We start from the raw sequence: 25,884 nt of genomic DNA on the forward strand, positions 1-25,884 counted from the left end.
CCCACAGTCACCGTCGCGGCGACCGCGTCCGGATCCCGGACGACAGGTCGCGGCGCGATGCGGCGCGCCCCGGTCCGGGCGCGACCCGCGGACCTTCGACCCCGAGCCCGGGGGGCCGGCGAACCCGCCGGCGTCCCCGGGCCGGCACCGCACACCGTCTTTCTCCGCTCCCGATAGTTCCCCCGCAAAATGGAGGTACCAATGAAACGTCGTTTGGCCCTGGCCGTCGCGTTCAGCGCGCTGCTGGCCGTCAGCGCGTGCGGCAGCAGTGACGACGACAAGGACACCGGCTCCTCCGGCGCCGCGCCGGCCGAGAAGGTCGTCATCTACAGCGCCCGCGACAAGTCGGTCACCGACTACGTCGTGGAGCAGTTCACGACCAAGAACCCCGAGTACAAGGGCAAGGTCGAGGTGCTCAACATGGGCGCCCAGGAGGTGCTCGAGCGGGTCCGCGCCGAGAAGGCCAACCCGCAGGCGTCGGTCTGGTGGGGCGGCACCCAGCAGGGGCTGGCCGCCGGCGCGTCCGAGGGGCTGCTGGAGTCCTGGCAGCCGTCGTTCGCCTCGAAGATCGACGCGCGGTACAAGGACGCCGAGGGCCGCTGGTTCGGCGAGATCCTGCTGCCCGAGGTCATCATGTACAACAACAAGGCGCTGACCCCGGAGACCGCGCCGAAGGACTGGGACGACCTGGTCGACCCGAAGTGGAAAGACAAGATCATCATCCGGGACGTGGCCGCCTCCGGCACCATGCGCTCGATCTACGCCTCGATGATCCAGCGCTACACCCCCGACGGGTCGAACCCGCAGCCCGGCTACGACTGGCTGCGCAAGCTCGACGCCAACACCGTCGAGTACGCCGCCAACCCGAGCGACCTCTACCTGAAGATGTCGCGTGAGCAGGGCGTGGTCAGCGCCTGGAACCTCCAGGACATCCTGCTGCAGGCCAACGAGAAGATGCCGTTCGGCTACGTCATGCCGGCCTCCGGCGCGCCGGTGCTCGTCGACGGCGTGGCCGCGGTCAAGGGCGGCAACACCGAGGGCGCGAAGAAGTTCCTCGAGTTCCTCTTCGACGACTCGCTGCGGGCCAGCCTGGCCAAGGACTACTTCCAGATCCCCGCGGTCGAGATCGCCGAGAAGCCCGAGTGGCTGACCAAGCTCGACCTCAAGCCGATGGACGTCAACTGGGACGTGATCGGCAAGAACGAGACCGCCTGGATCACCCACTGGAACGCCCAGATCAAGGGCAAGGGCTAAGACGCTCGGAACCGGGCCGTGCTGCGGCACGGCCCGGCTTCGTCCTGGAAGGACCCACGAAATGATCGATGTCCGACTGACGGCGGTCAGTAAGCGCTTCGCCAAGTCGAGCGACTCCGCGGCGGTCGATGACGTCACCGTCACCATCGGAGCCGGCGAGTTCTTCACGCTGCTCGGACCGAGCGGCTGCGGCAAGACGACGACGCTGCGCATGGTGGCCGGCTTCTACTTCCCGACCTCCGGTCACATCCACTTCGGCGACGACGACGTCACCCACTGGACGCCGAACAAGCGGGACACCGGCATGGTGTTCCAGAACTACGCGCTGTTCCCGCACATGACTGTGGCGCAGAACGTCGCGTACGGGCTCAAGGTCCGCCGGGTCTCCCGCGCCGACCAGGCCCGCCGGGTCACCGAGGCGCTCGAACAGGTGCACCTCGCCGGGTACGGCGACCGGCGCATCGACGCGCTCTCCGGCGGCCAGCAGCAGCGGGTCGCGCTGGCGCGGGCCCTGGTCATCCGCCCGCGCACCATGCTGCTCGACGAGCCGCTGTCGAACCTCGACGCGAAGCTGCGCGAGGAGACCCGCGCCGAGATCCGGCGCATCCAGCGGGAGAGCGGCACCACCTCGATCTACGTGACGCACGACCAGGCCGAGGCGATGGCGATGTCGGACCGGATCGCCGTCATGGAGTCCGGCCGGGTCCAGCAGGTCGGCACCCCGCACGAGATCTACTACAAGCCCGCGAACGCGTTCGTGGCCCGGTTCATCGGGCGCAGCAACGTGCTGAGCCTGCCGGTGACCGGCGCGACCGACGACAGCGTCGCGGTGCGCCTGCCCGGCGGCGCCACCATCGACGTCGGCGCGCCCGCCGGGCACGGGCTCGGCGCGGGCGACACCGCGCTCGTCTCCGCGCGCCCCGAGCACATCGCGCTCGGCGGCGACGACGACACGGCGGCCATGCGCGGCCGGATCAGCCACGTCGAGTTCACCGGCATGGCCACCAACATCAGCGTCGACGTGGACGGCAACGAGGTGATGGCGGCGCTGATCGACGCGCCGGCCGGCCTGCAGCTCGGCGACGTGGTGGGACTGCGGCTCGTACCGGAGCGCCTCTGGGTGGTCAAGCCGTGACCGCTGCGACCCGGACCGCCCCCGCCTGGGCGGCGGCCCTCGGCCGGCGTCTGTCCGGCGGGGCCAATTCCCGCTGGTTCCCGTACCTGCTGGTGCTGCCGCTGGTCCTGGTGCTCTGGGGCTTCGTCGTCCAGCCGATGTTCGCCACCTTCCGCGAGAGCGTCAGCGCCAACGGCTCTGACAACTACCTGCAGTTCCTCTCCTCCTCCGGGGTGGCCCGCGAGTCGCTGTTCACCTCGCTGTTCATCTCGGCCGCCAGCGTGCTGCTCTGCGGCATCGTCGGCGTGGCGATGGCGTTCCTGCTCAAGCGGTTCCACTTCCGCGGCCGGCGGCTCATCGAGGCGTTCATCCTGGTGCCGGCGGCCCTGCCGCCGCTGATCGGCGCCGTGTCCTTCCAGCTGCTCTACAGCAACATCGGCATCGTGCCGCGCGGCCTGCAGGCGCTGCTCGGCACCGAGAAGCCGGTCCTGGCCTTCGACGGCATCGCCGGTGTGCTCGTGGTGCACACGTTCACCATGTACCCGTTCTTCTTCCTGGCCGCCTCCGCGGCGCTGGCCGGGATGGACCCGTCGGTCGAGGAGGCGGCGTACAACCTCGGCGCGGGCCGGTTCCGGGTGTGGCGCACGGTCCTGCTGCCGATGCTCACCCCCGCGCTGATCTCGGCGTCGCTGCTGGTCTTCATGACGTCGCTGGCGTCGTACACCGCGCCGCTGCTGTTCAACGTCAGCCAGACCATGACGATGCAGATCTACATCAACCGCACCAACGGCGACCTGCCGATGGCCTCGGCGTACGCCTCGGTGCTCGGCATCGTCTCGATCATCTTCCTGCTGGCGATGCGCTGGTACGAGGGACGGCGCAACTACCAGTCGCAGTCCAAGGGCATCTCGGCGGTCCGGCGGGAGATCACCAACCCGATCGGCCGCTGGCTCGCGCCGCTCGCCTCGGTGCTGGCCACGCTGGTCCTGCTCGCCCCGGTCGCCGCGATCGCGCTCGTCGCCTTCTCCGAGGACCGGTCCTGGACCACCGAGGTGCTGCCGCCGACGTACACGTTCGAGAACTTCGTGACCATCTTCACCGACCCCAAGGCGTTCGAGCCGATCCTCAACTCGGTGCAGATGAGCCTGATCGCGGTCGTGGGCTGTGTGGTGATCGGCGTGCTCATCGCGTACGCGGTGCGGCGGCTGAAGTTCGTCGGGCGCGGCCTGCTCGACGTGGCCGTGATGATCGCCTGGGCGCTGCCCGGCACGGTCGTCGCGATCAACCTGATCTCGGCGTTCAGCACCGGCAACGCGTTCAGCTTCGGGCAGGTGCTGGTCGGCACGTTCTGGATCCTGCCGCTGGCCTACTTCGTGCGGTTCCTGCCGATCGTGTTCCGGTCCAGCTCCGCGACGCTGGCGCTGATCGACCCGTCGCTGGAGGACGCCGCCCGCAACCTCGGCGCCTCCTGGCTGCGCGCGTTCTACACGATCACCGTGCGGCTGATGCTGCCCGGCGTGCTCGCCGGCGCGCTGCTGGCGTTCGTGCACGGCGTCGGCGAGTTCGTCGCCTCGGTGCTCATCTACACCTCGTCGACGGTGCCGATCTCGGTCGCCATCAACAACCGGATGTACAGCTTCGAGCTGGGCACCGCGGCCGCCTACGGCATGCTCCAGGTGCTGCTCATCTTCGTGGTGATGTGGTTCTCCGGTCGGCTGGAGAGCAGCCGGACCGCGACCCGGAGGGCCGAGCAGTGGACGAACTGATCGAACGGTGGCGGACCGGGGGAGGGCTGCTCCCGGTCACCCGGGTACCCGGGCACGCGTTCGCCGCCGTGACCGAGGCGGCCGACCTGGCGGTGCTGCCGGTCGGCGCGGTCGAGTGGCACGGCCCGCACCTGCCGATCGGAACCGACCTGATCCTGGCCGAGGGCTTCGCCGGGGAACTGGCCACCGGGCCGGCCCGGGCGGTGCTGTTCCCGGCCACGCCGTACGCCGCCTGCCCGGGTCAGACCCGGCCGTGGCCGGGCACGGTGGCGCTGCGACCGGAGATCGCCGTCGGCTACCTCGCCGACGTGCTCGCCGGCATCGTCGAGGCGGGCTTTCCCCGGGTGCTCGTGGTCAACGGGCACGACGCCAACATGTCCACCGTCCGCGCCGCGATGGAGTGGGTCTCCGGCCGGCACCGGGCCAGCATGATGCTGGTGAACTGGTTCCAGCTCGTCGGCCCGGACGAGACCACCGAGATGTTCGGTGAGCTGCCCGCCCGGGGGCACGGCGGCGCGTACGAGAGCTCCGCGGTGCTGGGCTTCGACCCGGACGCGGTGCGCCTGGACGCCGCGCCGGACCTGCCGCCGAAGCCGAAACTGCCCACCCCGTACCCGTACGTGCTCGTGGAGTCGCGGCCCGACCCGTGGCAGGGCTGGTCGGGCCATGTCTCGCTGGCCGGGGAGGAGGCCGGCGGCCGGATCCGCGCCACCGCCGGCGCACGCCTGCGCGAGCTGGTCGTGGCGTGGCTCGCCGCGCCGCTGCCCGGGCCCCCCGGCGCCGACGGGCCGGACCAGACGACCGGATGACCACGCGCGGCACGCCGCACGACAACGCACCACCTCGGGAGGCCACCATGAGCCCGTCACTGACCGTCTATCAACAGCACCACCTCCGGGTGGTGTTCGACCACCACGTCGCCCACCTCTACCCGGCGATGGTCACGGCCAGCAAGGCCCACGTCGTCATGCTCGCCGAGCAGGGACTGATCACCGACGAGGCCGCCGCCACGATGCTGCGCGGCCTGGTCACCCTCACCGGGGACCGGCCCGAGGAACTGGAGTACGACGGCAGCGTCGAGGACGTCTACTACACGCTGGAGAAGCGGCTCGCCGCCGCGGCCGGCATCGAGCCGTCGCAGCTCAGCGTGCAGCTCGCGCGCAGCCGCAACGACCTCGACGCCGGCGTGTTCCGGATGGTGCTGCGCGACCAGCTGCTCCAGGTGCTCGACGCGCTGCTGGCCACCGGCCGTACCGTGCTGGACCGCGCGGACCGGCACGCCGACGTGGTGGTCACCGGCTACACGCACCGCCGCCCGGCCCAGCCGACCAGCATCGGGCACGTCTTCGCCGGCTACGCCGAGGCGCTTGCCGGTGAGGCCGCCGCGTACGCCGACCTGCTGGACGAGATGAACCGCTCGCCGCTGGGCTCCTGCGCGTTCGCCGGCACCGACCTGGACATCTCGCCCCGGCGGCTGGCCGACCTGCTCGGCTTCGACCAGCTGATCGTCAACTCGTACGAGGCGGTGGCCGGCGCGGACCACCTGGTCCGGGTCGCCACGCTCAACGCGCAGGCGCTCGCCACCGGGGCCCGGCTGGCCCGCACGCTGATGGACTGGCTGAGCTGGGGCTGGGTGGTCACGCCCGGCGAGTTCACCCAGGGCAGCAGCATCATGCCGCAGAAGCGCAACCCGGTGGTGCTGGAGCACCTCGTCTCGATGGCGGGCGCCGCGGCGGCCGACGCGGCCAGCGTGCTGAACAACGTCGGCGCCGCCTGGTGGGAGGACTCCAACAACGCCACCACCGACGTGCAGGCCCGCCTCTGGGACGGCGACGACCGGGCGTACCGGTTCTTCTCACTGCTCGGCGGCCTGATCGAGAAGCTGGACCCGCTGCGCCCGCCGTCCGCTGAGGAGATCGTCGCCTCCGGCGCCACCACCACCGCCGCGGCCGACGCGCTGGCCCGCCATGGTGTGCCGTTCCGGGGCGCCCACTCGCTGCTCGGCCGGCTGGTACGCGGCGGCGCGCCGGCCACCTGGACCGGGGACCTGGTCCGGTCCACCGCCGCCGAGCTGGGTCTGACGCTCGACGACGCCGCGGTGCGGGACCTGCTGGCCGCCGCGGTCCGCCCCGAACTCGTGCTGCGCCGCGCCCAGGCCGACGGCCCCGGCGAGGCGGCCGTCCGGGACCAGGTCGGACGACTGTCTACAATGCTCGACGCGGTGCAGGAGCGGGCGCAGGCGTTGCGCGAGCGGCTGACCCGTGCCGACACGGCTCTCGCCGAGGCGGTCGCGGCGAGGGTAGGCCCGTGACGGGGCGACAGACGCAGCTGGCCGTGGTCGCGGACGTCGTGTCGCGGCGACCACGTGATCTGGACCGACGGCCCGAAGGGCGATCTGACATCACCATGGAACGACCGGCAAATCCGCGCCTGCTCGGCATCGACTTCGGCGGCACCAAGATGGCCATCGGCGTGGGCGACGCCGACGGCCGGCTGCTCGTCTCCGAGCGCCTGCCCACCAATGCCGAGCAGGGCGCGCAGCAGGCCCTCACCCGGGCGCTGGACCGGGCCCGCGAACTCGCCGAGCAGACCGGCGGCACGCTCGTCGCGGCGGGCATCGCCTCGCCCGGCGTGGTCCACGACGAGGGCATCGAACTGGCGCCGAACGTGCCCGGCTGGGAGCAGCTGCGGCTCGCCGACGCGGTCCGCGCCCACCTGAACCTGGCGCACGTGCGGGTCACGAACGACCTGAAGGCAGCCGCCCACGCCGAGCTGCGGCTCGGGGCGCTGCGCGACGCGGACCCGGGACTCGTCGTCGGGCTCGGGACCGGCGTCGCGGCGGCGGTCACCGTCAACGGCGAGGTGCTGCCGGGCCGCCACGGCGCCGCCGGGGAGATCGCCTACGGGCTGACCGACCACAGCTGGCCGCCCCGCCTGGAACCGATGCTGGAGGCGACGTTCTCCGGCCGGGCCCTGGACGAGCTGGCGCAGCGGCTGGGCGTGGACGGCCGGGCGGCCGGCCTGTGCGCGGCCGCGGAGCGGCCCGGTCCGATCCGCGAGCAGCTCCGCCTGCGCGTCGACGAGCTGGCCCGGCAGCTGGTCACGTGCTGCCTGCTGCTCGACCCGCAGCGGATCGTGCTGGTCGGCAGCGTCGCCGGCAACGACCTGGTGCGGGCGCTGCTGACCGAACGGCTCACCCACACGCTGCCGTACCCGCCGGAGATCGTGCTGTCGGACTTCGCGCAGGACGCCGCGCTGCTCGGTTCGCTCGCCATGGCCGTCGAGGCCCAGCCCGCGGTGGTCTGAGCGGGCCGGGCGCCGGGAACGGATCGGGCGGGGCGCGGTGGGGCGCCCCGCCCGGTCGTTCTCGCGGTTTCAGTCGGTGGACGCCTCGGCGCGGCGTACCACCTCGGCGGCGGCCCGCACCACCGCCCGGTCCAGCAGCCGCCCGTCGGCGTCGGTGGCCACCCCGGAGCCGCCGCGTTCGGCCCGCTCCAGCGCCGCCAGCACGGCCCGCGCCGAGGCCACCTCGGCCTCGGTGGGGGTGAACACCTCGTTGATCGTCGCGATCTGCCCGGGGTGGATGGCGCTGCGGGCCCGGAAGCCCTGCCGCAGCAGCGCCCGGGTGGTCAGCTCCAGCCGTTCCGGGTCGCGCAGCGTCGTCTCCACCGGTCCCACCGGCGGGGTGATGCCGGCCGCCGCCGACGCGACCACGACCTGGGAACGGATCGGCGCGAACTCCGCCCGCTCCGGTCCCGGCTGCAACCCCAGCTCACCGGCGAGGTCCGCCTCGCCGAGGCCGAGCCGCAGCACCCGTGGCGCCTCGGCCACCCGCGGCGCGGTGAGCACGCCCCGGGCGGTCTCGATCAGCGCCACCACCCGGAACGCCGGGGCGTCCGGGCCGAGCCGCCGCTGCACCCGGGTCAGCGCGGCGTCGACCTCGGCGAGCAGCTCCGGCTCGGCCTTCGGCACCCAGACCCCGGCCGCCGCCGGGGAGAGCACCTCGACGTCCGCCGCGACCTGGTCGCTGTTGATCCGCACCCACAGCTCGGGGCCGGCCGGCGCGGCGGCGCCCAGGTACCCGGCGACCGTCTCCCGGGCGTGCGCCTTGCGGGCCGGCGTGACCGCGTCCTCCAGGTCGAGCACGAGCGCGTCCGCGCCGCGCCCGGCCGCCTTGTCCAGCAGGTCCGCCCGGTCGCCCGGCACGTACAGGTAACTGCGCGCCACCGCCGCCATCAGTCGTTCCCCCTACCGCTGCGGGCGGGCGAGGTAGCGGCCGGCCGGCTCGCCGGTGACCTTGCCGTCGACGAGCACGTGCTGCCCGCGCACGAAGGTGTCGGTGACCCGGGCGGTCAGCTCGAAGCCCTCGAACGGCGTGTACTCCTGCGTCGACTCGGAGTCCTCGGCGCGCACCGTCCAGGTCGAGTTCGGGTCGACCAGGCAGATGTCGGCGTCGTACCCCTGCGCGATCGCGCCCTTGTTGCGCAGGCCGAAGCGCTGGGCCGGGTTCCACGAGGTCAGCTCCGCCACCCGCTGGTAGGACAGGCCGCGCCGGTTGCCCTCGGTGACCAGGCCGGGCAGCAGGTACTCGGCGCCGCCGAAGCCGGACTTGGCGACGAAGATGTCGTCGCGCGGCTCACCGAACTTGACCTCGTCCTTGCAGCAGGCGTGGTCGCTGACCACCCAGTCGATCTTGCCGTCCAGGACGTACCCCCAGAGCGCCTCGACGTCGGCGCGCGGGCGCAGCGGCGGGTTGACCTTGCCGCCCAGGCCGTGCGCGGTGTCGATGTCGGCCACCAGGTGGCCGATGGTCACCTCGCGGCGGAAGTCGATGTGCGGGAACGCCCGCGCCATCCGCAGCGCCGCGTCGACCGCCTTCTCCGAGGTCAGGTGCAGCAGGTTGATCTTCGGCAGACCGGTCTCGTGCGCCAGGTACGACGCGATCGACACGGCCAGTCCCTCGGAGTGCGGCGGCCGCGACGCGTGGTACGCCTCCAGCCCGCGCAGCGTGCCGTCCTGCTCGACCTGCTTGGTGTACGCGCTCATGATCTCGGCGGTCTCGCAGTGCAGCGACAGCGAGATCTCGTCGGCCAGCTCGGGGAAGCGCTCCCGGGCCGCCTGGACGCCCCGCATCACGAACTCGAAGTGGGCGTAGTCGTACCGCTCGCCCTCCGGGATCATCAGGAACGAGTTCTGGTCGGCGGAGCGGCCGTGCAGGCCGTGGCTGCCGTAGAACATGAAGATCTTGAACGAGGTGACCCCGTGCTCCTCCACCAGCGACGGCACCTCGCCGATGTGCTCCCGCGACATGGGCGCCAGGTGGAAGCCGTAGTCGATGTAGGAGCGGCCCTCGGTCGCGGCCAGGACCTCGGGGAAGAAGTCTGCGTACCGGCCGCCCCGGTTGAGGTAGTACTGCCCGGTGCGCATGTAGTTCAGCGCCGTGGTGACGCCGCCCTGCACCGACGCGCGGCTCTCCGAGACGGCGTCCTCGCTCAGCGGGTTGTAGATGCCCCAGTGCTGGTGCGCGTCGACCACGCCGGGGAAGGCGAGCCGGCCGCCGCCGTCGACGACCTGGGCGGCCTCCGCCCGGTCGATCTGCGGGGCGACGCGGCTGATCCGCCCGTCGGTGACGCCGATGTCCATCAGCTCGGGCTCGGGCCGGTCGTGCCGGACCACGCGGACGTTTGTCAACAGCAGGTCGTAGGTGCTCATGGTGTTGCTCCTCGTGCTCGGTTCAGCGGCGGTTGATCAGGCCCATCAGGCCGTGGACGTCGGGGGCCTGGTCGAGCCGGTGGACCTCGTCGGCGATGCGGGCGGCGGTGGCCTCGGGCAGGGACGCGGCGTTCGTGCGGAACTTCACCGCCAGCTCGGCGTCGCTGAGCGGACGCTGCGGGCCGCCCCGGTTGGCCAGGACCTCCTGCACCCACTCGCGTCCGTCCCGGGTGACGATCCGCAGCACCGCCGGGAACTGGTGCGGGAAGATCTCGTCGCACCGCTCGTCGGCCACCACGTCGACCCGCGCCATCAGCGCCCGCCGTTGCGGGTCGTGCGCCAGGGCGTCGGTGAAGTCGGCCAGCTCCACGCCCAGACCGCCGCCGCCGATCAGGCCGGCGGCGACCGCGTACGGGCCGCTGAACTGCGCCTCGTAGCCGGTCTGCGGCGCGCGCTTGCGCTCGATCGGCTGGCCGATGGTACGCACCGTCGGCGTGGGCACGCCGAGCGTGATCGACTCGATCTCGTCCAGCGGCAGCCCGCGCTCGCGCAGCGCGATCGCCGCGTCGATGGCGGCGTGGGTGAAGTGGTTCGCCGGGTACGGCTTGAAGAAGATGCCGGGCACCGCCCACTCGGAGCCGAGCCCGCGGACGATCTCGTCGCCGTCGAACTCGCCGCGCAGGAACGCCTGGAAGAAGCCGAAGCGCCCCTCCAGCACGGTCGGCGGGCCGGTCACGCCGTGCCGGGCCAGCTGCGCGGCGCTGACCGCCGCGTGCGCCGCCCAGCCGCAGTGGATCCGCTTGACGGTGCCGCCGTTGCGGTTGGACTCGATCAGCCCGGCCGCCATCGAGGCGGACACCCCGAGCGCGTCGAGCGTGCCGCCCGCGTCCAGCTTCAGCAGCCGGGCCGCGGCCACCGCCCCGCCCAGCGTGCCGCAGATCGAGGTGGCGTGCTGGCCGTGCTCGAAGAAGACCGAGTTGCCGGCCGCCGGGTCGTAGCCGGCCATGCCGAGGCGTACGCACGCCTCCAGGCCCACCGCGATCGCGGCCACCGTCTCCTGCCCGGAGGCGCCGGACAGCTCGGCGGCGGCGAGCGCGGCCGGCACCACCGTGGCGCTGGGGTGCAGCACCGACGGCAGGTGCGTGTCGTCGTAGTCGAGGGAGTGCGCCAGCACGCCGTTGGCGAACGCGGCCAGCGCGGCCGGGACCTTCTCGTCCACGCCGACGGCGGTGGCCTGGCCACGGCCGCCCTGCTCGGCGACGTACGCCAGCGCGGCCTGGCTGGTCGGCAGCGGCTGCGCCGCCACGCAGAGCCCGAGCACGTCCAGCACGCGGGCCCGGACGCTGGCGACCACCTCGTCGGGCAGCGTCGCGGCGGAGGTGTCGGCGGCGAAGGCGGCCAGGTGCCGGCCCAGGGTCGGCTCAGCCACGGCTGACCACCGCCAGCGGACGCACCGGGGAGCCGGTGGCGCCGTACAGCGGCAGCGGGGCCATGACGAAGGTGAACTCGTACACCTCGTCGCGGGCCAGCTCCTCCAGCGCCATCGTCTCGATCAGGTAGATGCCGTGCTCCACCAGCAGGATCCGGTGCGCCGGCAGCGTGCTGTGGCCCTTGCCCGGCGGCAGGCACTCGAAGGCGATGGTGTCCGCGCCGGCCGCGTGCACGCCCCGCTGCGCCAGCCAGCCGGCGCCGTCCGCGCCGACCCCCGGTACGCCGGAGTCCTTGCCGATGTACTGGTTGCGGTCCTCGTGGTCGAACAGCCGGCCCCAGCCGCTGCGGATGAGCACCACGTCGCCCGCGCCCACCGGCGTGCCCTGCCGGGACACGGTGGCGTCCAGGTCGGCGGGGGTGATCTCGTAGCCGGCCTCGCAGCCCTCCAGGCCCAGCGTGGCGGGCACGTCCAGCAGCACGCCGCGGCGGACCATCGGCGCGACGGTGTGCACGCCCAGCTCGTCGAACCGGCCGCCGACCTGCGCCGCGGCGGCGTCGGCGCCGCCGTGCAGCCGGCCGTCCTGGGACACGTGCGCGAGGGCGTCGACGTGCGTGCCGACGTGCGTGCCCATGACCAGCAGGTCGTTGGCGGCGGAGCCGCCGTCGGCGCGCACCATGTCGCCGTGCCGGCGCGGCAGGGTGAGCCCGAACGCCGGGTGGTTCGGTGACTGCGGCATGCCGACGGTCAGCCGCCGGCCCAGGTCGTAGATCGTGACGCCGGCCTGCACGGCGTCGAGCAGGCGGTCGGCGGTTCTGGCAGTGGTGCCCACGGGGTTCCTCGCGTTTCGGCTGTCGGCGTCGTCAGGCGACGACGCCACGGGCTTTCAGGTCGGCGATCTCGGCCGGGTCGCAGCCGAGCTCCTCGACGAGCAGGGCGTCGGTGTCGGCGCCGGGGGAGCGGCCGGTGAAGCGGATCCGGCCCGGCGTCTCCGACATCCGCCACATGACGTTGTGCATCCGCATCGGGCCCAGGTCCGGGTCGTCGACCTTCGTGATCATCTCGGTGGCCTGCACGTGCGGGTCCTCGACGATGTCCTTGGCGCTGTAGACCGGTGCGACGGCGGCGCCGGCCTCGGCGAAGGCCGCGGCCACCTCGTCGCGGGTCCGCTCACCGATCCACGACCCGACGTACTCGTCGAGCAGGTCCGCGTGCGCCACCCGGCCGACGCCGGTACGGAACCACGGCTCGTCGATCACCTCCGGGTGGCCCACCAGCCGCAGCACCCGCTCGGCGATCGCCTGGGCGCTGGTGGAGATGGCGACCCACGAGCCGTCCTTGGTCTGGTACGTGTTGCGGGGCGCGTTGTTCGTCGACCGGTTGCCCTGCCGCTGCTCCACCACGCCGAGCTGGTCGTAGACGGTGGGACCCGGGCCGACGGCGGTCATGATCGGCTCCAGCAGGCTCATGTCGATCACCTGGCCCCGGCCGCCGGAGCGCTCCCGGTGCCACAGCGCCATCATCACCGCCGAGGAGGTGGCGATGCCGCAGATGCTGTCGGCCAGCCCGAACGCGGGCAGCGTCGGCGGGCCGTCGGCCGTGCCGGTCAGGTGGGCGAACCCGCTCATCGCCTCGGCCAGCGTGCCGAACCCGGCGCGGGAGGCGTACGGGCCGGTCTGCCCGAAGCCGGTGATCCGGGCGATCACCAGGCCGGGGTTGACCCGGTGCAGCTCCTCCGGGCCGATGCCCCAGCGCTCCAGCGTGCCCGGGCGGAAGTTCTCCACCAGCACGTCGGCCCGCTCGGCCAGCCGCAGCAGCAGCGCCGCGCCGTCCGGCGCGGACAGGTTCAGCCCGATCAGCCGCTTGTTGCGGGAGATCTCCTTCCACCACAGGGGATGGCCGTCCTTGGTCTTGCCGTGGCCGCGCATGCTGTCACCCATGGTCGGGTGCTCGATCTTCACCACGTCGGCGCCGTAGTCGCCGAGGATCTGACAGCACAGCGGTCCGGCGAGGATCGTCGAGACGTCCAGCACGCGCAGGCCCGTCAGGGGTCCGTCACTCACCTGTTCCACCTCCCCAGTTCTGTTCCTGACCCGTCCGTCCGGCGGCACGTTGCGCCGGCGGCCGGAAACCCAGTTCGGCGGATATCTCCGCCGCCGCCGCGGCGACCAGCGCGCCGTGCGCGGCGCAGACCTCCGGGGTGAACCGGTTCTGCGGCCCGCACAGCGAGATCGAGCCGAACACCTGCCCGGTCGCGTAGCGCACCGGCGCGGCCACGCTGCCCGCGCCGTTCTGCCGCTCGCCCATGCTCACCGCGTACCCCTGGCGGCGGACCCGGCCCAGCTCGGACCGCAGCTTCGCGGTGGAGGTGATGGTGGCCGAGGTGACCGCGTCCAGCGGGTGGTGGTCGAGGTAGTCCTCGATCTCCGCGTCCGGCAGCGCCGCGAGGATCGCCTTCGACGACGACCCGGAGTGCAGCGCGTGGCTGGTGCCCAGGGACACCGACATGCGTACCTCGTGCGGCGAGAGCACCTGGTCGATGTAGACGCGGGTCCAGCCCTGCCGCACCGACAGCGTCGCGGTCTCGCCGCTGTCGCGCACCAGCCGGACCAGGTACCGGCGGGCGATGTCCGGCACGTCCAGCGCGCGCAGCGCGGCCAGTCCCACCGCCAGCGCGCCGCTGCCCAGCCGGTACCGCTTGGTCTCCTCGTTGAAGGTGAGGAAGCTGTCGGCCACCAGTTCCTTGAGGATCCGGTGCGCGACCGCCTTGGGCAGTCCCAGCTCCCGCGCGATCGTCGACACGCCGAGGGTCTCCGGCGCCCGTTCGGCGATGATGTTGACGATGTCGAGGGCGCGTCCGAGGCCGGAGCGGGTCCGGCCGGCGGTGGCGCTCTCGACAACCGCTGTGGTGATCATCTTCTCTCCTCCACTGTCGACGTAGGGCGGGATCGCCGGGCCTCAGGCGGGCGCGACCGGAGTCTTCCCGGGCGGCAGGCCGTCCGGCTGCCGGGGTCGCTCCCGCGCGATCACCAGTGCCACCGAGGCGAGCACCACGGCGCCGGCGAGCACCTGACGTCCGGACAACGACTCATCCAGCACCATCATGCCGAGCAGGACCGCCACCACCGGGTTGACGTACGCGTAGGTGGACGCGAGCTGGATCGGCGCGTTGCGCAGCAGCCACGTGTAGACGCTGAAGCCGACCACCGTGGACACGAGCATCAGGTAGGTCCACGCCAGCCAGGACCGCCCCGTCACGTCGGCCAGGCGGAACCCGCTCAGCTCACCGCTGACCACGCTGGCCACCGCCACCGCGAGACCGCCCACGAGCATCTGCCAGCCGGTGCCGACCAGGTGGTCGGCCGGCATGCGCAGCCGCTGCGACAGCGTCGAGCCCAGCGCCCACACCATCGTGGAGAGCACCACCAGCAGCATCCCGCCGAGGTGCCACCCCTGCGTCGGCACCGCGAACAGCAGCGCCAGCCCGACCACACCGCCGAGGACGCCCACGGCCGCCAGCGGGGACGGCCGCGGACCGACCACCAGCCGCAGCACCAGCACCCACAGCGGCATCCCGGCCACCAGCAGCGAGGTCAGACCCGTCGGCACGTACAGCTGGCCCAGCGCCAGCAGCGCGCTGCCGGCGCCGACCATCAGCAGCCCGCTGGCACCCACCCCGGTCCACTGCCGCCGGGGCAGCAGCAGCCCCGCCGGTCCCCGCCACAGCGCCGCCACCGCGAACAGCAGCAGCGCCGCGGCCAGGAACCGGGCCGAGGTGGCCACCAGCGGCGGAATGCTGTCCAGGGCCACCCGGTTGCCCAGGTAGGTCGAGCCCCAGATCAGGTAGACCGCGCCGAGCCCGACGGCCAGGGCCATCGGGCCGGCGGGCCGCGGCGGATCCGCCGGGTGGCGGGCCGCCGCGGGCCGGGTCACGTCAGCGGTGTCCATTTACCCGGATCGCCACCGCGGTGTTGCCCCGGAGGGCGTTCGAGTACGGACACATCCGGTCGGCCAGCTCCACCGCGCGCTCCAGGTCGGCCTGCGGGCACTGCGGCGCGGACACGTCCAGCACCACGGCGATCGCGTACCGGCCGTCGTCGGTCTGCCCGAGGGAGACCGACGCGGTGACAGTCGTCGGGCCGGGCTTGACGCCGGCCTGGCGGGCGGCGACGGCGAGCGCGCTGTCGAAGCACGCGGCGTAGCCGGCGGCGAACAGCTCCTCCGGGTCGGTGCCGGGCGCGTCCGGGCCCCGCTGGGCGGGACGGGTCAGGTCGACCCGCAGCGACCCGGTCAGCGACCGGGCGCTTCCGCCCCGGCCGCCGGACACCTCCACCTTCGCGGTGTAGACGGTGTTCGCCGGTACGACCTTCGCCTCGGACGCCGGGGTGCCGACGTTCATGCCGGCACCTCCGTTCCCAGGTCCGCGTGCACCTGCGCGGCGACCGCGTCGGCGAACGCCTCCGGCTGCTCGTCGGCCACGAAGTCGGTGCCGCCGGGGATGGTGACCAGCTCGGCGCTGGGCAGCGCGGCCCGCACCTGCGGCGTCATCCGGTCCAGCAGGTCGTCGGCGCCGTGCAGCAGCACGATGGGCAGCGCGTCCAGGGCGGCCGTGTCGACGTGGTGGTCGAACACCGCCCGGTACGCGGTGGCGTAGTCCGGACCGGTCAGCAGGTACTCGGTGACCTGGCGGTTCGCCTCCTCCGGGGTCAGCGCCGGGTACAGGCCGTACACCCGGTCCCAGATCACCTTCAGGTGCCCGCCGTCGCGGTCCGGGGAGTAGCCGGGCGCGTACGACCGCTTCTTCTCCGCCCGCTCCTGCTCGTCGTAGAGCGGGATGCCCTGCAGGATCAGCCGGTGCACCCGCTCCGGCGCCGACATCATCGCCTGCGCGCCGACGATCGCGCCGGTGTGCTGCCCGAGCAGGTGCACCTTGGACAGCCCGAGGGCGTCGGCGAACTGCCACACGCCGGCCGCGTACTCGGGGATGGACCACGGGCGCGGCGGGGCGTCGGACATCCCGAAGCCCGGCGTGTCCGGGGCGATCACCCGCAGGCCGCGGCGGGCCAGCGGCTCGATGACCGCGTCGTAGGTGGCCGAGGAGAGCGGGGACTGGTGCAGGATCAGCAGCACCGGTGCGTCGGCGTCGCCGCCGTGCCGGTAGTGCACCTGACCCCACGGCACGTCGACGTAGGCGCGGCGGGCCACGCCGCGGGCCCGGGTCACTCGGCCACCGCCAGCGCCGCCATGACCTCGATGACGTGCTTGATGCCGGCCTTGTAGTCGTCCAGCCGGATGTTCTCGTTCGGGCCGTCCACACCGGAGTCCGCGCGGGAGACGCCGACGCCGACGATGGGCCGGTCGGCGATCACGCCCTGGTTGCCGATCCACTGCGTGTACGGCTCGATCACCGGCTCGGTGCCGTACACCCGGCGGGCCGCGTCCGCGACGAGCGCGACGAACGGGTCCCGGTGGTCGGTGAGGTTGGGCCGGCTGGTCGCCATCACCTCGATGCGCAGGTCACCGAAGCCGGTCGCGGCCAGGTGGTCGCGCACGCAGCCGAGGACGCGCTCCGGGTCCTGGCCCGGCACCAGCCGGATCTCCAGCTTCGCCGACGCGGTCGACGGGATGCCCAGCGTCACGTCGTCACGCATGTCGCCACCGGCGATGCCGGCCACCGTGAGCGTCGGCACGGTCCGGATGGCCACCGCCGCGGCCTGGTCGTCCAGGTCGCCGGTGAACCGGTCGACCTGGGCCCGCTTGCGCAGGAAGTCCCCGTCGAACGCCACCTTCTCCAGCAGCGCCCGCTCCTCGTCGGTCGGCGGCCGTGCGTCGTCGGCGAAGCCGGGGATCGTCACGGTGCCGTCGGGCCGCTGCAGCTGCGCCAGGGCGGCGGCCAGCCGGGCCGTGGCGGCCGGCAGCAGCGCGGTGTTCTGGCTGGTCAGGTCGCGCGGCAGGGTCTGCGCGGTGAGGCGCAGGTAGAGCACGCCCTTCTCGGCGAGCTTGAGCAGCAGCCGGTCCTCGCCGTCGAGCCAGGAGTTCTCCCACAGCGCCGCGTCGCTGGCGAGCCGGTCGGCGTGCGCCTGCACGAACGAGCCCAGACCCGGGCTGTGCAGCCACTTCTTGCCCTCGAAGATGATCCGGTTGGTCACCGGCGGGGTGAGCCCGGCGAGCTTCCAGGCCGCCGCCGCGTGGATGCGGGACATGATGACGCCCTTGTCGTCGGCCACGCCCCGGGCGTAGAGCCGGCCGTCGTGGATCTCCGCCGCGTAGGGCGGGCTGATCCAGTCGGCGTCGTCACCGGCCGGCTCGACCTCCACGTCGTAGTGCGTGAAGTGCAGCAGCGCCTTGTCGCCCTCGCCGGCCACCTCGGCCAGCACGTACGGGTACGACTGCTCCCACGGGATGATCTCGGCCTCGCCACCCCAGCGGCGGACCGATCCGGCGATGAACTCGGCGGTGGCCTCCATCTGCTCCGGCTCCTGGCGGCGGCTGCGGATGCGGCACAGCTGCTGGAGCTCCTCGACGAACTCGTCGAAGTGGGCGTCGACGGCCGCCAGCGCGGCCGCGGTATCCGGTTTGGGCATGGTGGTCCTCACAGAAGGGGTCGGAGAGGGGGAAGTCAGTGGATGGTGACGCCGCCGTCGACGAAGATCGTCTGGCCGGTGGTCATGGCGGCGGCGTCGCTCAGCAGATAGGCGACCGCGTTGGCGACGTCCTGCGGCTGCGCCATCCGGCCCAGCGGGATGCTCGCCATCTTGTCCGCGAGGTACGCCTCGTCGCCACGTACGTCGGAGGTCATGTCGGTGGGCACGATGGTCGGTCCGACGGCGTTGACCCGGATCCGGTCGGGCGCCCACTCCAGGGCCAGCACGCGCGCCATGTGCATCACGCCGGCCTTGCTCACGCAGTAGCCGAGCGTGTTCAGCACCGCGATGTGCCCGTTCGTGGAGCCGATGTTCACCACCGCGCCGCTCGTCTGCCGCAGCGCCGGGTACGCGGCCTGGCACATCCGGAACGTGCCGGTGAGGTTGACGTCCAGGACGTCGGTGAAGTCCTGTTCGGACATCGTGGCCGCCGGCCCGCGCCGGACGATCCCGGCGTTGTTCACCAGCAGGTCCAGGCGGCCGTGGGAGTCCAGGACCTCGTCCACCAGCGCGGCGCAGGAGCCGGCCGACCGGACGTCGACCCGGTGCCGGGTGTGCGCGCCGCCGGACAGCTCGGCCTCGCTCCAGTCGTCGAGCAGGTCGGCCTGGGCCACGGTGGCCCCGCGCTGCGCGAGCGTCGCCGCGATGCGGGCCCCGATGCCGCGGGCCGCCCCGGTCACCACTGCCACCCGGCCGTCGAACCGGTTCGGGTCGGTGTTCATGTCGCGTGTCCTGCCTTTCCGGTCCGGCCACCGGCCGGGCGGGCGTTGCGCACGCCCGACCGGTGCCCCCAACACGTGACGGCGGTCCCGTCCACTGCCGTCACGCGCCGATCACCTTCGTGTCCTCGGCCCAGAAGGCCAGCCGCTTCTGCAGCAGCCGGATCACGAAGTGCGCCACCAGACCCATCAGCGACAGCACCACCAGCACGGCGAACATGCCGGCGATGTCGAAGTTGTAGTTGGTCTGCAGCAGCAGGTAGCCCAGGCCCTCCTTGGCGCCGATGAACTCGCCGACGACCGCGCCGAGGATGGCGAAGACGATGCCGATGTCCAGGCCGGCGAAGATGAACGGCAGCGCGCTGGGCAGCCGCACCATCCGGAAGATCTGCGCCTTGCTCGCGCCGAACACCGTCAGCATCTGGATCTTGTCGGCGTCGGCCGCGCGCAGACCCTCGATGACGTTCACCAGCATCGGGAAGAACGAGATCACCGCGGCCATGACCACCTTGCTGGTCAGGCCGAAACCGAACCAGACCACGAACAGCGGGGCCAGGGCGACCTTGGGCACGGTCTGGAAGGCCACGATGTACGGCATCAGCGTGGCTTCGACGATCTTGATCTGGGAGATGAACGTGCCGAGCACCAGGGCGGCGCCGACGCCGATCACGAACCCGAGCAGCGCCTCCTGCGTGGTCACCCAGAAGTGACCCCAGAACTGGTCGTCGCCGAGCTGCTGCCACAGCGACTCGACCACGCTCGACGGCAGCGGCAGGACGTACTCGTCCACGCCGAGGAGCTGGACGCCGTACTCCCAGGCCAGCACGACCACGACGAAGACCGTCGGGACCAGCCAGAGCTGGGGCTTCTCCCGCAGGTCGAACTTGCGCCGGGCGGGCCGGGCGGACGGCGCCGGTGGCTGGGCCGGCTTGCGGACCAGGTTGCTTGTTGCCATGGCTGTCCCTCGTCAGTCGATTACGCCGGCGGCGTTGAAGTGTCGGCGGATCCGTTCCACATAGACCCCGGCCCGGTCGGACGACATGATGCCGAGCTCACGCGGCCGTTCCAGGTCGATGTCCATGACCTCGGCGATGCGGCCCGGCCGCGGGCTGAGCACCACCACCCGGTCGGAGAGGAAGACCGCCTCCGGGATGGAGTGCGTGACCAGCACGATCGTCTGGTTGCTCTCCTGCCAGATCCGCAGCAGCTCCACGTTCATGTACTCGCGGGTCATCGCGTCGAGCGCGCCGAACGGCTCGTCCATCAGCAGCACCGCCGGGTCGTGCACGAGCGCCCGGCAGATGCCGGCCCGCTGCTGCATACCGCCGCTGAGCTCGTGCGGGTACTTCTGCTCGAAGCCGTTGAGACCGACCATCTCGAGCAGTTGCTGCGCGCGTTCCCGGTGCCGGCGGGGATCCAGTCGCTGGATCTCCGCCGGCACCATCACGTTGTCGAAGATGGTGCGCCAGGGCAGCAGCGTCGGTGCCTGGAACACCATCCCGACCTCGGGAAGGGGCTTCGTCACGTCCCGCCCGGCGATCCGTACCGCGCCGCCGGTCTTCGGGCTGAGCCCGGCGAGGATCTTCAGCAAAGTGGTCTTGCCGCACCCGGACGGTCCCACGACCGAGATGAACTCGCCGCGACGTACCGTCAGGTTGATGTCGCTCAACGCCAGGGTCGGTGCCGACTTCCGGGGCCGGTACTCCTTGTCCAGCCCGTCGATCTCGATCCAGGAGTCTTCCGACACCGATGCCGGAGCCTGCGTCTGCGCCCGGCGGGCCGTCGCCTTGATGGCCATCGAAATCCCTTCCGCTGTCCGCTGCTAGGCGGTGTAGTTCGCGGCCTTGCTGAGCACCGCGGCCTTGTCGAAGTTGTTCGCGCCGGAGAGCAGGCTCGGGTCCCAGAGCTTCTTCAGGTCGACGTCACCGGAGATCTGGCCGGCCTCCTTGGTGTACGCCTGGGTCTTCGCCCACTCGTCGTCGCTGATCGCGCCCCAGTCACCGAACTGCTCCGGCTCGCCGCTGGCCGGCGTGGCCGTCTTCAGCCACGCGGCGAGGCTCTCGGTGTCCGCCTTGAGCCGCTCGTCGGCGGACTTGCCGGCGAGGATCTGCGGGAAGACCTTGTAGCCGATCTTCATGGCGGCCTCGGGGTTCTTGGCCGAGAAGAGCATCGCCTTGTACGCCGCGCGCAGGAACCGCTCGTACGAGTCCTTCTTGGCGTCGAAGTCACGGGCGCCGACGCTGAAGGTGAGCGACCGGATGCCGGTGAACACGTCCGGGTTGGTCAGGTACTTCAGCTGGGTGCCGGCGTTCTCGATGACCGCGTACGCCTGGGTGTAGAGCGCCAGCATGTCGACCTTGCCGTCGTTGAGCGCGGCGGCGGCCTGCGCGCCGACGCCCACCGGCAGCAGCTCGACGTCCTTGGCCGGGTCCAGCCCGGCGGCCTTGACGTAGGCGCGGGCGTACGGGGCCGAGCCGGAGGCAAGGCTGATCACGCCGATCTTCTTGCCGCGCAGGTCCGCGCCGCCGGTGATCGGGGAGTCCGGCTTCACCGCCATCACCCACGGCCAGTTCTGCACCAGGCCGCCGATGGCCTTGATCGGCACGTTCTTCTCCACCGCGCCGAGCGCCGAGCCGGCGTCGGCGGGGGTGATGTCGCCGCTGCCGGAGGCGACCGCCTGGAGGGCCGCGACCGAGCCGTCGGCGTTGATCGTCTCGACGGTCAACTTCTCCTCGGCGAAGTAGCCGAGTTCCTTGGCGACCGCGTAGACGGCCACCTCCTCCTTCGGGCCGATCACGGCCGAGGCGATGGCCATGGTCAGCTTCGCCTCCTTGCCCTCGCCGCCGGCCTCGTCGTCGGAGCCGCCGCCGCAGGCGGAGAGAACCAGCGTGGCGGCCAGCGCCGCCGGGAGCAGTGCCCACTTCCGTTTCATATGCACACACCTCGTCGTGAGTCGGGGGAGACCGCCTCCGCCGCCGTGGCGGCGGAGGCGGGGTATCAGGCGTCGCGGCGCGACGCGACAGTTGCCGTCAGGCGTCGCGCGGCGACGCCCCAGTGCCCTCAGGCGTCGCGCAGCGACGCGACCAGTGCCAGGTCGTTGTAGACGTGCTGCTCGACGATCAGCGCGCCGTCGAGCACGAACACGTCCGCGTAGCGGATGTCCTCGAACGGCGTGCCGTCGAGCCACTCCCCGTACAGCCGCCCGAGCGAGGTCACGGTGACCCGCCCGTTGTCGTCACCCACCAGGTAGCGGTCCCGGTGCTTGCGCACCCACCGGTAGGTCCCGGTCGAGGCGGCCGCCATCTCCCGCAGCGAGGAGTACTCCCGGCCGCCCGGGAAGACCAGCCGGGCCTGCGGCGCGAGGAACGCGCCGGCCTCGTCGAGCCGGCGGTCCTCACACAGCTGCAGGTAGCTGTCGATCAGCCCGGGCGCGTCCGGTGCGCTCATCAGCCGGTCTTCTCGCTCAGCGCCGCCTCCCACTGGTCCCGCAGCGGGTGCTCCGCGGGGCCGTGCTCGGTGAGGATGCGCATCAGGCGGGCCAGCAGCGCGTCCCGCTCGCGGTCGAGGACCTGCTGCTCCTCCTCGGTGGAGGCGAACCCGTCGACGGCGCCCTCGGTCAGCACGCCGGAACGGGTCAGCAGCGCCTCGACCACACGTACCCGCTGCCGGGTCACGTGCAGCTCGGTGGAGAGCTGCAGCACCAGGTCGAGCAGCTTGCCGACCTTGGGGTCTCCGAAGTAGTCGAACTCGGTGCTCATCACGCCTCCGGCTTGGTCGCGGCCAGTACGGCCCAGGGGAAGTGCCACTCGGGACGGTCGCCCCAGCCCTGCGGCTGGACGCCGTTGCGGCGCTCGTCGAACGGGGTCCACGACACGTCGGTCAGGCCCGCCTCGGCGCAGACCTCGATCAGGTCCGAGCCGAACAGGTCGTGGAAGAACGGCTCGTTGTTGCGCTCGGCGTGCTCGTAGACGGTGGCGTCGCGCAGCGGGTCGCCGGTGAGCATGAACTCCAGGAAGCGCAGCGAGCCGCCCGGCTTGAGCAGGCGCGCCGCCTCCACGATCGTTTCCCGGATCGCGGTGGCCGGCATCTCGTGCAGCACCATCGTGCCGGTGACCACGTCGCAGCTGCCCGACTCGATGCCGGTGGCCCGGCCGTCGGCCTGCCGGTAGTCGATCGCCAGCCCGGTCGCCTCGGCCTCGGCGTGGGCCAGCCGCAGACCCGGCGCGGCCAGGTCCACGCCGATCACCTGCGCGGTCGGGTACTTGGCGGGCAGCGGCCGGGTGCTCTTGCCGAAGCCGCATCCGATGTCCACGATCCGGGTCGCCGCGGGCAGCTCGGGCAGGGCGGTCTTGGCGAACAGCGTGTGGAACTTGTAGCCGTCGTTGTCGCGCAGCATGACGATGCGCGCCCCGAACTCGTACACGTAGGCCGACATGTCGTCGGAGAAGAAGCTGCCGGGCTGGATGTGGATGTCGTAGTCGGTGTACCAGTCGGGCAGTTCCAGGTCTGGGTTCAGCTCCAGCGAGCCCTTCGGCTGCTCGGGCACCGACGTCAGCTGGTCGGTCAGCTCCTCGCGGCGGCTGAGCACCGCGTCGCCGGCGACCTTCCACAGCATCTTCTGCTGCACCCGCTCCAGGTGGCTGAACCACGGGTAGAGCGGAAGGCCGCGCAGCACCTGGCTCGCGTCGCCGACCGTGGTGGCCGCCGCGCCGGTGGCGCCGTACTCCTCGCGCAGCGCCGGGTAGACGGTGTCCGCCCAGCGCTTGCGCAGGCCGAGGACGAAGTCCACGGCGGAACGCTCATCCAGGGTGAGGCGCTCCTCGATGTCCAGCATGCGTGTCTCCTCTTCAGGTGGGGGAGGACCGGTCCGCGGCGGGCCGCGACCGGGATGGACGGGTCAGTGGGCGTACCGCACGCGATCTGCGGACGCGGTGTCGTAGCGGCCGAGGAACGCACCCGCCATGCGTCCCTCGTAGACGGCCTCGAAGGCCGTGCGGGGGGCGTTCGCGTCGCCGACGACGTGGATCCGGGGACCGTCGGGCAGCGCGTCGAGCTGCCGGTACAACTCGTCGGCGGCCTGCGGCGAGCCGGCGTCGACGACTGTGGTGACGCCCTCGACGAGGGTGTCGGCGCCGGCGAGCGGACCGCCCAGGGCGACCGCGTCGGCGCCCGCCGGGCGCGCCGTGCGCATCGGGTGCACCGCGATCCCCAGGTCCGCGAAGCGCTTGAGCAGCGCCAGCCGCGAGTACGTGGTGATCTTGGCGCTCACCGAGGCGGTGGGGGAGACCAGGTGGACGCGGGCGCCGCGCCGGGCCAGCCCTTCGGCCACCGAGGCGGCAGCCCAGGTGCCCTCGTCGTCGAGCACGACGACGGCGCCGGTCGGCCGGAAGTCGGGGTCGGTCAGCGCGTCGACGGCCTGCCAGATGTCGATCACCGGCGGGCCGCCGGGCAGCTCCCGCCGGGTGGGCCGGGAGCCGGTGGCCAGGACGACGTCCTGGTAGCCGCCGGCCAGCACGTCCTCGACGCCGATGCGGTGGTCGAGGCGTACCGGGATGCCGGCGGCCTCGACGTCGCGGGCCAGGTCGCGGGTGAGCAGGCCGAGCCGCTCCCGTCCGGGTACGCGCGCGGCCAGTTCCACCTGCCCGCCGAGGTGCCCGCGCGCCTCGACCACCGACACCTGGTGCCCGGCCCGGTGGGCGGAGAGGGCGGCCTCCAGGCCGGCCGGGCCGCCACCGACGACGAGGACCTTCCGCGCGCCGGACGGTCCGGGCAGCTCCGGCCAGGCCTGCGCCCATTCCCGCTCGGCGCCGACCTCCGGGTTGACCACGCAGGAGATCGGCAGGCTGGTCTCCAGCCGGCCGATGCAGCCCTGGTTGCAGGCGAGGCAGGCGCGTACCTCGTGCTGGCGGCCCTGCTCGGCCTTGCGGACCAGGTGCGGGTCGGCGATGTGCGGGCGGGCCAGGCCGACCAGGTCGGCCTCGCCGGCGGCGACGAGCTCGGCGGCCTCCGGCAGGCTGTCCAGCCGGCACACCGCGAGCACCGGCAGGTCCGGGAACTCCTGCTTGAACAGCGCCGCGTGGTGCCGGAACGGGGCGTGGCCGAAGCTCATGTCCGCCATCTGCGTCGCGAGCGACCAGCTGCCGTGGTAGGCGGAGTGGCTGACGTGCACGTAGGCGAGCGGGAAGTCGGCGCGCAGCTTGCCGACGATCTCCAGCACCGCGGCCGGGTCGAGACCGCCGGGCAGGAACTCGTCGGCGCTGACCCGCAGTCCGACGGGCAGGTCCGGCGCGGCGGCCAGCACCGCGGTGAGCACCTCACGGGTCAGCCGCATCCGGTTGTCGAGGCTGCCGCCGTAGGAGTCGGCGCGGGTGTTGGTGTGCGGCGAGAGGAACTGCTGCAGCAGGTGGCCGTGGCCGGCGTGCACCTCCAGGCCGTCGAAGCCGGCATCACGCATCCGCCGGGCGGCGGCGGCGAACGCCTCGACGACGACGGCGATGTCCCGGCGTCCCATCGCGTGCGGCACGTGTGAGCCGGCCGCCCACGGTACCGGTGACGAGGACCAGGCGGCGGTGCGGGTCGCGTCCCCGTTCGCCTGCCGGCCGGCGTGCATGATCTGGGCGAAGATGCGCGTGCCGTGCTCGTGCACGGCCTCGGTCACCGCCGCGTACGCCGGGATCGACGAGTCGTCGAAGCTGCCGAGGCTGATGCTGCGGCCCGCGCTCGTGGGGTGCACGCGGATCGCCTCGGTGATGATCAGGCCGACGCCGCCCCGGGCGCGCTCCGCGTGGTAGGCCACGTGGCGCCCGGTGGGCACGTTGTTCAGTCCGAAGTTGGTGGTGTGACCGGGGACGAAGACCCGGTTCCGCAGTGTGAGACGACCGAGCCGGGTGGGGGAGAGAAGAGCGAGAAGCTTGTCGTCAGGCATGCCTCGGACTTCCTGTTTCGGGCCGCACTCGGCATGGCCGAGAGCGTTCGGTTGAACCGTACGCCGTTCGATTGAGTGGAACGGTAGGGGTGACGCCGGTCTCCGTCAACAGGCTACTGATCGGTAACTTACCGAACCGTACTGCCTCTGACCTGCTGTTCCACTAGGCGGAACGCAAGCGGGCAAGGTTCGTCGATTCGTGGCTCGATCGTTCGGGCGGCCACGGGAGATGACAGTGCCGCCGCCCGGCGACCGGCCGGCGGTCCGTTTCGATCGTTCGGTCGGCCGGGTCGGCACTGTCCGGTTCGGAGGTACGCTCGC

Annotated in this window: 24 protein-coding genes; 6 read left to right on the plus strand and 18 right to left on the minus strand. The window is 72.3% G+C overall.

Annotated elements, in window-relative coordinates; all coding sequences use genetic code 11:
* Window positions 1–201 precede the first annotated feature (201 nt).
* The 6 genes from KBX43_RS01135 (at window position 202) to KBX43_RS01160 (ending at window position 7,440) form a co-directional block, all read left to right on the plus strand.
* Window positions 202–1,254, plus strand: a complete 1,053-nt coding sequence (locus KBX43_RS01135) for an extracellular solute-binding protein (protein WP_064445575.1) — start codon at window positions 202–204, stop codon at window positions 1,252–1,254.
* A gap of 61 nt (window positions 1,255–1,315) precedes the next feature.
* Window positions 1,316–2,389, plus strand: coding sequence for an ABC transporter ATP-binding protein (locus KBX43_RS01140; protein ID WP_043323172.1), 1,074 nt, complete (start codon window positions 1,316–1,318; stop codon window positions 2,387–2,389).
* On the plus strand, window positions 2,386–4,134 hold the full coding sequence (locus KBX43_RS01145; protein WP_064445576.1) for an iron ABC transporter permease: 1,749 nt from the start codon (window positions 2,386–2,388) through the stop codon (window positions 4,132–4,134). Before KBX43_RS01140 ends, KBX43_RS01145 begins: the two co-directional genes overlap by 4 nt.
* The gene (locus tag KBX43_RS01150) at window positions 4,122–4,943 is read left to right on the plus strand and encodes a creatininase family protein (RefSeq protein WP_209962362.1); all 822 of its coding nucleotides are present in this window, start codon (window positions 4,122–4,124) and stop codon (window positions 4,941–4,943) included. Before KBX43_RS01145 ends, KBX43_RS01150 begins: the two co-directional genes overlap by 13 nt.
* 47 nt (window positions 4,944–4,990) lie before the next feature.
* Window positions 4,991–6,445: an argininosuccinate lyase gene (locus tag KBX43_RS01155; protein ID WP_043330003.1), complete on the plus strand. Its 1,455-nt coding sequence runs from the start codon at window positions 4,991–4,993 to the stop codon at window positions 6,443–6,445.
* Between the two features lie 95 nt (window positions 6,446–6,540).
* Entirely contained in the window at window positions 6,541–7,440 is a 900-nt protein-coding gene (locus KBX43_RS01160) for an ROK family protein (protein WP_210882449.1), read from the plus strand.
* Between the two features lie 69 nt (window positions 7,441–7,509).
* Here KBX43_RS01160 and KBX43_RS01165 read toward each other — a convergent pair whose 3' ends face one another.
* From KBX43_RS01165 to KBX43_RS01250, 18 genes are all read right to left on the minus strand, one after another.
* Entirely contained in the window at window positions 7,510–8,370 is an 861-nt protein-coding gene (locus tag KBX43_RS01165; RefSeq protein ID WP_210882451.1) for a CoA ester lyase, read from the minus strand.
* Window positions 8,371–8,382: 12 nt separating this feature from the next.
* Entirely contained in the window at window positions 8,383–9,846 is a 1,464-nt protein-coding gene (locus KBX43_RS01170) for a dihydroorotase family protein (RefSeq protein WP_043323186.1), read from the minus strand.
* 22 nt (window positions 9,847–9,868) lie between these two features.
* Complete coding sequence (locus tag KBX43_RS01175; RefSeq protein ID WP_064445579.1) at window positions 9,869–11,275, minus strand: MmgE/PrpD family protein; 1,407 nt, start codon at window positions 11,273–11,275, stop codon at window positions 9,869–9,871.
* Complete coding sequence (locus KBX43_RS01180) at window positions 11,268–12,107, minus strand: cyclase family protein (protein ID WP_210882453.1); 840 nt, start codon at window positions 12,105–12,107, stop codon at window positions 11,268–11,270. The genes KBX43_RS01175 and KBX43_RS01180 overlap by 8 nt, the downstream gene beginning before the upstream one ends.
* Window positions 12,108–12,138: 31 nt before the next feature.
* Window positions 12,139–13,338 (minus strand): CaiB/BaiF CoA-transferase family protein, encoded by a 1,200-nt coding sequence (locus tag KBX43_RS01185; protein ID WP_043330005.1) that lies wholly within the window; start codon window positions 13,336–13,338, stop codon window positions 12,139–12,141.
* Complete coding sequence (locus KBX43_RS01190; protein WP_043323194.1) at window positions 13,331–14,191, minus strand: IclR family transcriptional regulator; 861 nt, start codon at window positions 14,189–14,191, stop codon at window positions 13,331–13,333. Before KBX43_RS01190 ends, KBX43_RS01185 begins: the two co-directional genes overlap by 8 nt.
* Before the next feature lie 42 nt (window positions 14,192–14,233).
* Window positions 14,234–15,223 carry an EamA family transporter gene (locus tag KBX43_RS01195; protein ID WP_210882455.1) on the minus strand — a complete coding sequence of 330 codons (990 nt, stop codon included), beginning with the start codon at window positions 15,221–15,223 and terminating at the stop codon, window positions 14,234–14,236.
* Window positions 15,210–15,674, minus strand: a complete 465-nt coding sequence (locus tag KBX43_RS01200; protein WP_043323200.1) for an Ohr family peroxiredoxin — start codon at window positions 15,672–15,674, stop codon at window positions 15,210–15,212. The genes KBX43_RS01195 and KBX43_RS01200 overlap by 14 nt, the downstream gene beginning before the upstream one ends.
* Complete coding sequence (locus tag KBX43_RS01205; RefSeq protein WP_064445582.1) at window positions 15,671–16,498, minus strand: alpha/beta fold hydrolase; 828 nt, start codon at window positions 16,496–16,498, stop codon at window positions 15,671–15,673. Before KBX43_RS01205 ends, KBX43_RS01200 begins: the two co-directional genes overlap by 4 nt.
* Window positions 16,495–17,859 carry a M20/M25/M40 family metallo-hydrolase gene (locus KBX43_RS01210; protein WP_166456224.1) on the minus strand — a complete coding sequence of 455 codons (1,365 nt, stop codon included), beginning with the start codon at window positions 17,857–17,859 and terminating at the stop codon, window positions 16,495–16,497. Before KBX43_RS01210 ends, KBX43_RS01205 begins: the two co-directional genes overlap by 4 nt.
* Window positions 17,860–17,894: 35 nt before the next feature.
* Window positions 17,895–18,641 carry an SDR family NAD(P)-dependent oxidoreductase gene (locus tag KBX43_RS01215; RefSeq protein WP_043323206.1) on the minus strand — a complete coding sequence of 249 codons (747 nt, stop codon included), beginning with the start codon at window positions 18,639–18,641 and terminating at the stop codon, window positions 17,895–17,897.
* A 100-nt stretch (window positions 18,642–18,741) separates the two neighbouring features.
* A complete protein-coding gene (locus KBX43_RS01220; RefSeq protein WP_043323208.1) occupies window positions 18,742–19,593 on the minus strand; it encodes an ABC transporter permease in 852 nt (283 codons plus the stop codon).
* 12 nt (window positions 19,594–19,605) lie between these two features.
* Window positions 19,606–20,436 carry an ABC transporter ATP-binding protein gene (locus KBX43_RS01225; protein WP_083297008.1) on the minus strand — a complete coding sequence of 277 codons (831 nt, stop codon included), beginning with the start codon at window positions 20,434–20,436 and terminating at the stop codon, window positions 19,606–19,608.
* A gap of 24 nt (window positions 20,437–20,460) precedes the next feature.
* A complete protein-coding gene (locus KBX43_RS01230) occupies window positions 20,461–21,570 on the minus strand; it encodes an ABC transporter substrate-binding protein (RefSeq protein ID WP_043323209.1) in 1,110 nt (369 codons plus the stop codon).
* Between the two features lie 128 nt (window positions 21,571–21,698).
* Entirely contained in the window at window positions 21,699–22,085 is a 387-nt protein-coding gene (locus KBX43_RS01235) for a hypothetical protein (RefSeq protein WP_043323211.1), read from the minus strand.
* The gene (locus tag KBX43_RS01240) at window positions 22,085–22,396 is read right to left on the minus strand and encodes a hypothetical protein (RefSeq protein ID WP_064445583.1); all 312 of its coding nucleotides are present in this window, start codon (window positions 22,394–22,396) and stop codon (window positions 22,085–22,087) included. Before KBX43_RS01240 ends, KBX43_RS01235 begins: the two co-directional genes overlap by 1 nt.
* Window positions 22,396–23,472, minus strand: coding sequence for a class I SAM-dependent methyltransferase (locus tag KBX43_RS01245; protein ID WP_064445584.1), 1,077 nt, complete (start codon window positions 23,470–23,472; stop codon window positions 22,396–22,398). The genes KBX43_RS01240 and KBX43_RS01245 overlap by 1 nt, the downstream gene beginning before the upstream one ends.
* A gap of 63 nt (window positions 23,473–23,535) precedes the next feature.
* Window positions 23,536–25,563 (minus strand): FAD-dependent oxidoreductase, encoded by a 2,028-nt coding sequence (locus KBX43_RS01250; RefSeq protein WP_210882457.1) that lies wholly within the window; start codon window positions 25,561–25,563, stop codon window positions 23,536–23,538.
* Between the last annotated feature and the right edge of the window lie 321 nt (window positions 25,564–25,884).

Origin of the sequence: Micromonospora sp. C41 (genome assembly GCF_018070485.1) — a bacterium.
Lineage (GTDB): Bacteria > Actinomycetota > Actinomycetes > Mycobacteriales > Micromonosporaceae > Micromonospora > Micromonospora chalcea.

What these genes read in the sequence shown, in the direction of transcription:
- KBX43_RS01135 (WP_064445575.1), top strand. Translation starts at nt 202, where the DNA reads ATGAAACGTCGTTTGGCCCTGGCCGTCGCGTTCAGCGCGCTGCTGGCC.
- KBX43_RS01140 (WP_043323172.1), top strand. Translation starts at nt 1,316, where the DNA reads ATGATCGATGTCCGACTGACGGCGGTCAGTAAGCGCTTCGCCAAGTCG.
- KBX43_RS01155 (WP_043330003.1), top strand. Translation starts at nt 4,991, where the DNA reads ATGAGCCCGTCACTGACCGTCTATCAACAGCACCACCTCCGGGTGGTG.
- KBX43_RS01160 (WP_210882449.1), top strand. Translation starts at nt 6,541, where the DNA reads ATGGAACGACCGGCAAATCCGCGCCTGCTCGGCATCGACTTCGGCGGC.
- KBX43_RS01165 (WP_210882451.1), bottom strand. Translation starts at nt 8,370, where the DNA reads ATGGCGGCGGTGGCGCGCAGTTACCTGTACGTGCCGGGCGACCGGGCG.
- KBX43_RS01170 (WP_043323186.1), bottom strand. Translation starts at nt 9,846, where the DNA reads ATGAGCACCTACGACCTGCTGTTGACAAACGTCCGCGTGGTCCGGCAC.
- KBX43_RS01190 (WP_043323194.1), bottom strand. Translation starts at nt 14,191, where the DNA reads ATGATCACCACAGCGGTTGTCGAGAGCGCCACCGCCGGCCGGACCCGC.
- KBX43_RS01195 (WP_210882455.1), bottom strand. Translation starts at nt 15,223, where the DNA reads ATGGACACCGCTGACGTGACCCGGCCCGCGGCGGCCCGCCACCCGGCG.
- KBX43_RS01200 (WP_043323200.1), bottom strand. Translation starts at nt 15,674, where the DNA reads ATGAACGTCGGCACCCCGGCGTCCGAGGCGAAGGTCGTACCGGCGAAC.
- KBX43_RS01210 (WP_166456224.1), bottom strand. Translation starts at nt 17,859, where the DNA reads ATGCCCAAACCGGATACCGCGGCCGCGCTGGCGGCCGTCGACGCCCAC.
- KBX43_RS01215 (WP_043323206.1), bottom strand. Translation starts at nt 18,641, where the DNA reads ATGAACACCGACCCGAACCGGTTCGACGGCCGGGTGGCAGTGGTGACC.
- KBX43_RS01220 (WP_043323208.1), bottom strand. Translation starts at nt 19,593, where the DNA reads ATGGCAACAAGCAACCTGGTCCGCAAGCCGGCCCAGCCACCGGCGCCG.
- KBX43_RS01225 (WP_083297008.1), bottom strand. Translation starts at nt 20,436, where the DNA reads ATGGCCATCAAGGCGACGGCCCGCCGGGCGCAGACGCAGGCTCCGGCA.
- KBX43_RS01230 (WP_043323209.1), bottom strand. Translation starts at nt 21,570, where the DNA reads ATGAAACGGAAGTGGGCACTGCTCCCGGCGGCGCTGGCCGCCACGCTG.
- KBX43_RS01235 (WP_043323211.1), bottom strand. Translation starts at nt 22,085, where the DNA reads ATGAGCGCACCGGACGCGCCCGGGCTGATCGACAGCTACCTGCAGCTG.
- KBX43_RS01240 (WP_064445583.1), bottom strand. Translation starts at nt 22,396, where the DNA reads ATGAGCACCGAGTTCGACTACTTCGGAGACCCCAAGGTCGGCAAGCTG.
- KBX43_RS01245 (WP_064445584.1), bottom strand. Translation starts at nt 23,472, where the DNA reads ATGCTGGACATCGAGGAGCGCCTCACCCTGGATGAGCGTTCCGCCGTG.
- KBX43_RS01250 (WP_210882457.1), bottom strand. Translation starts at nt 25,563, where the DNA reads ATGCCTGACGACAAGCTTCTCGCTCTTCTCTCCCCCACCCGGCTCGGT.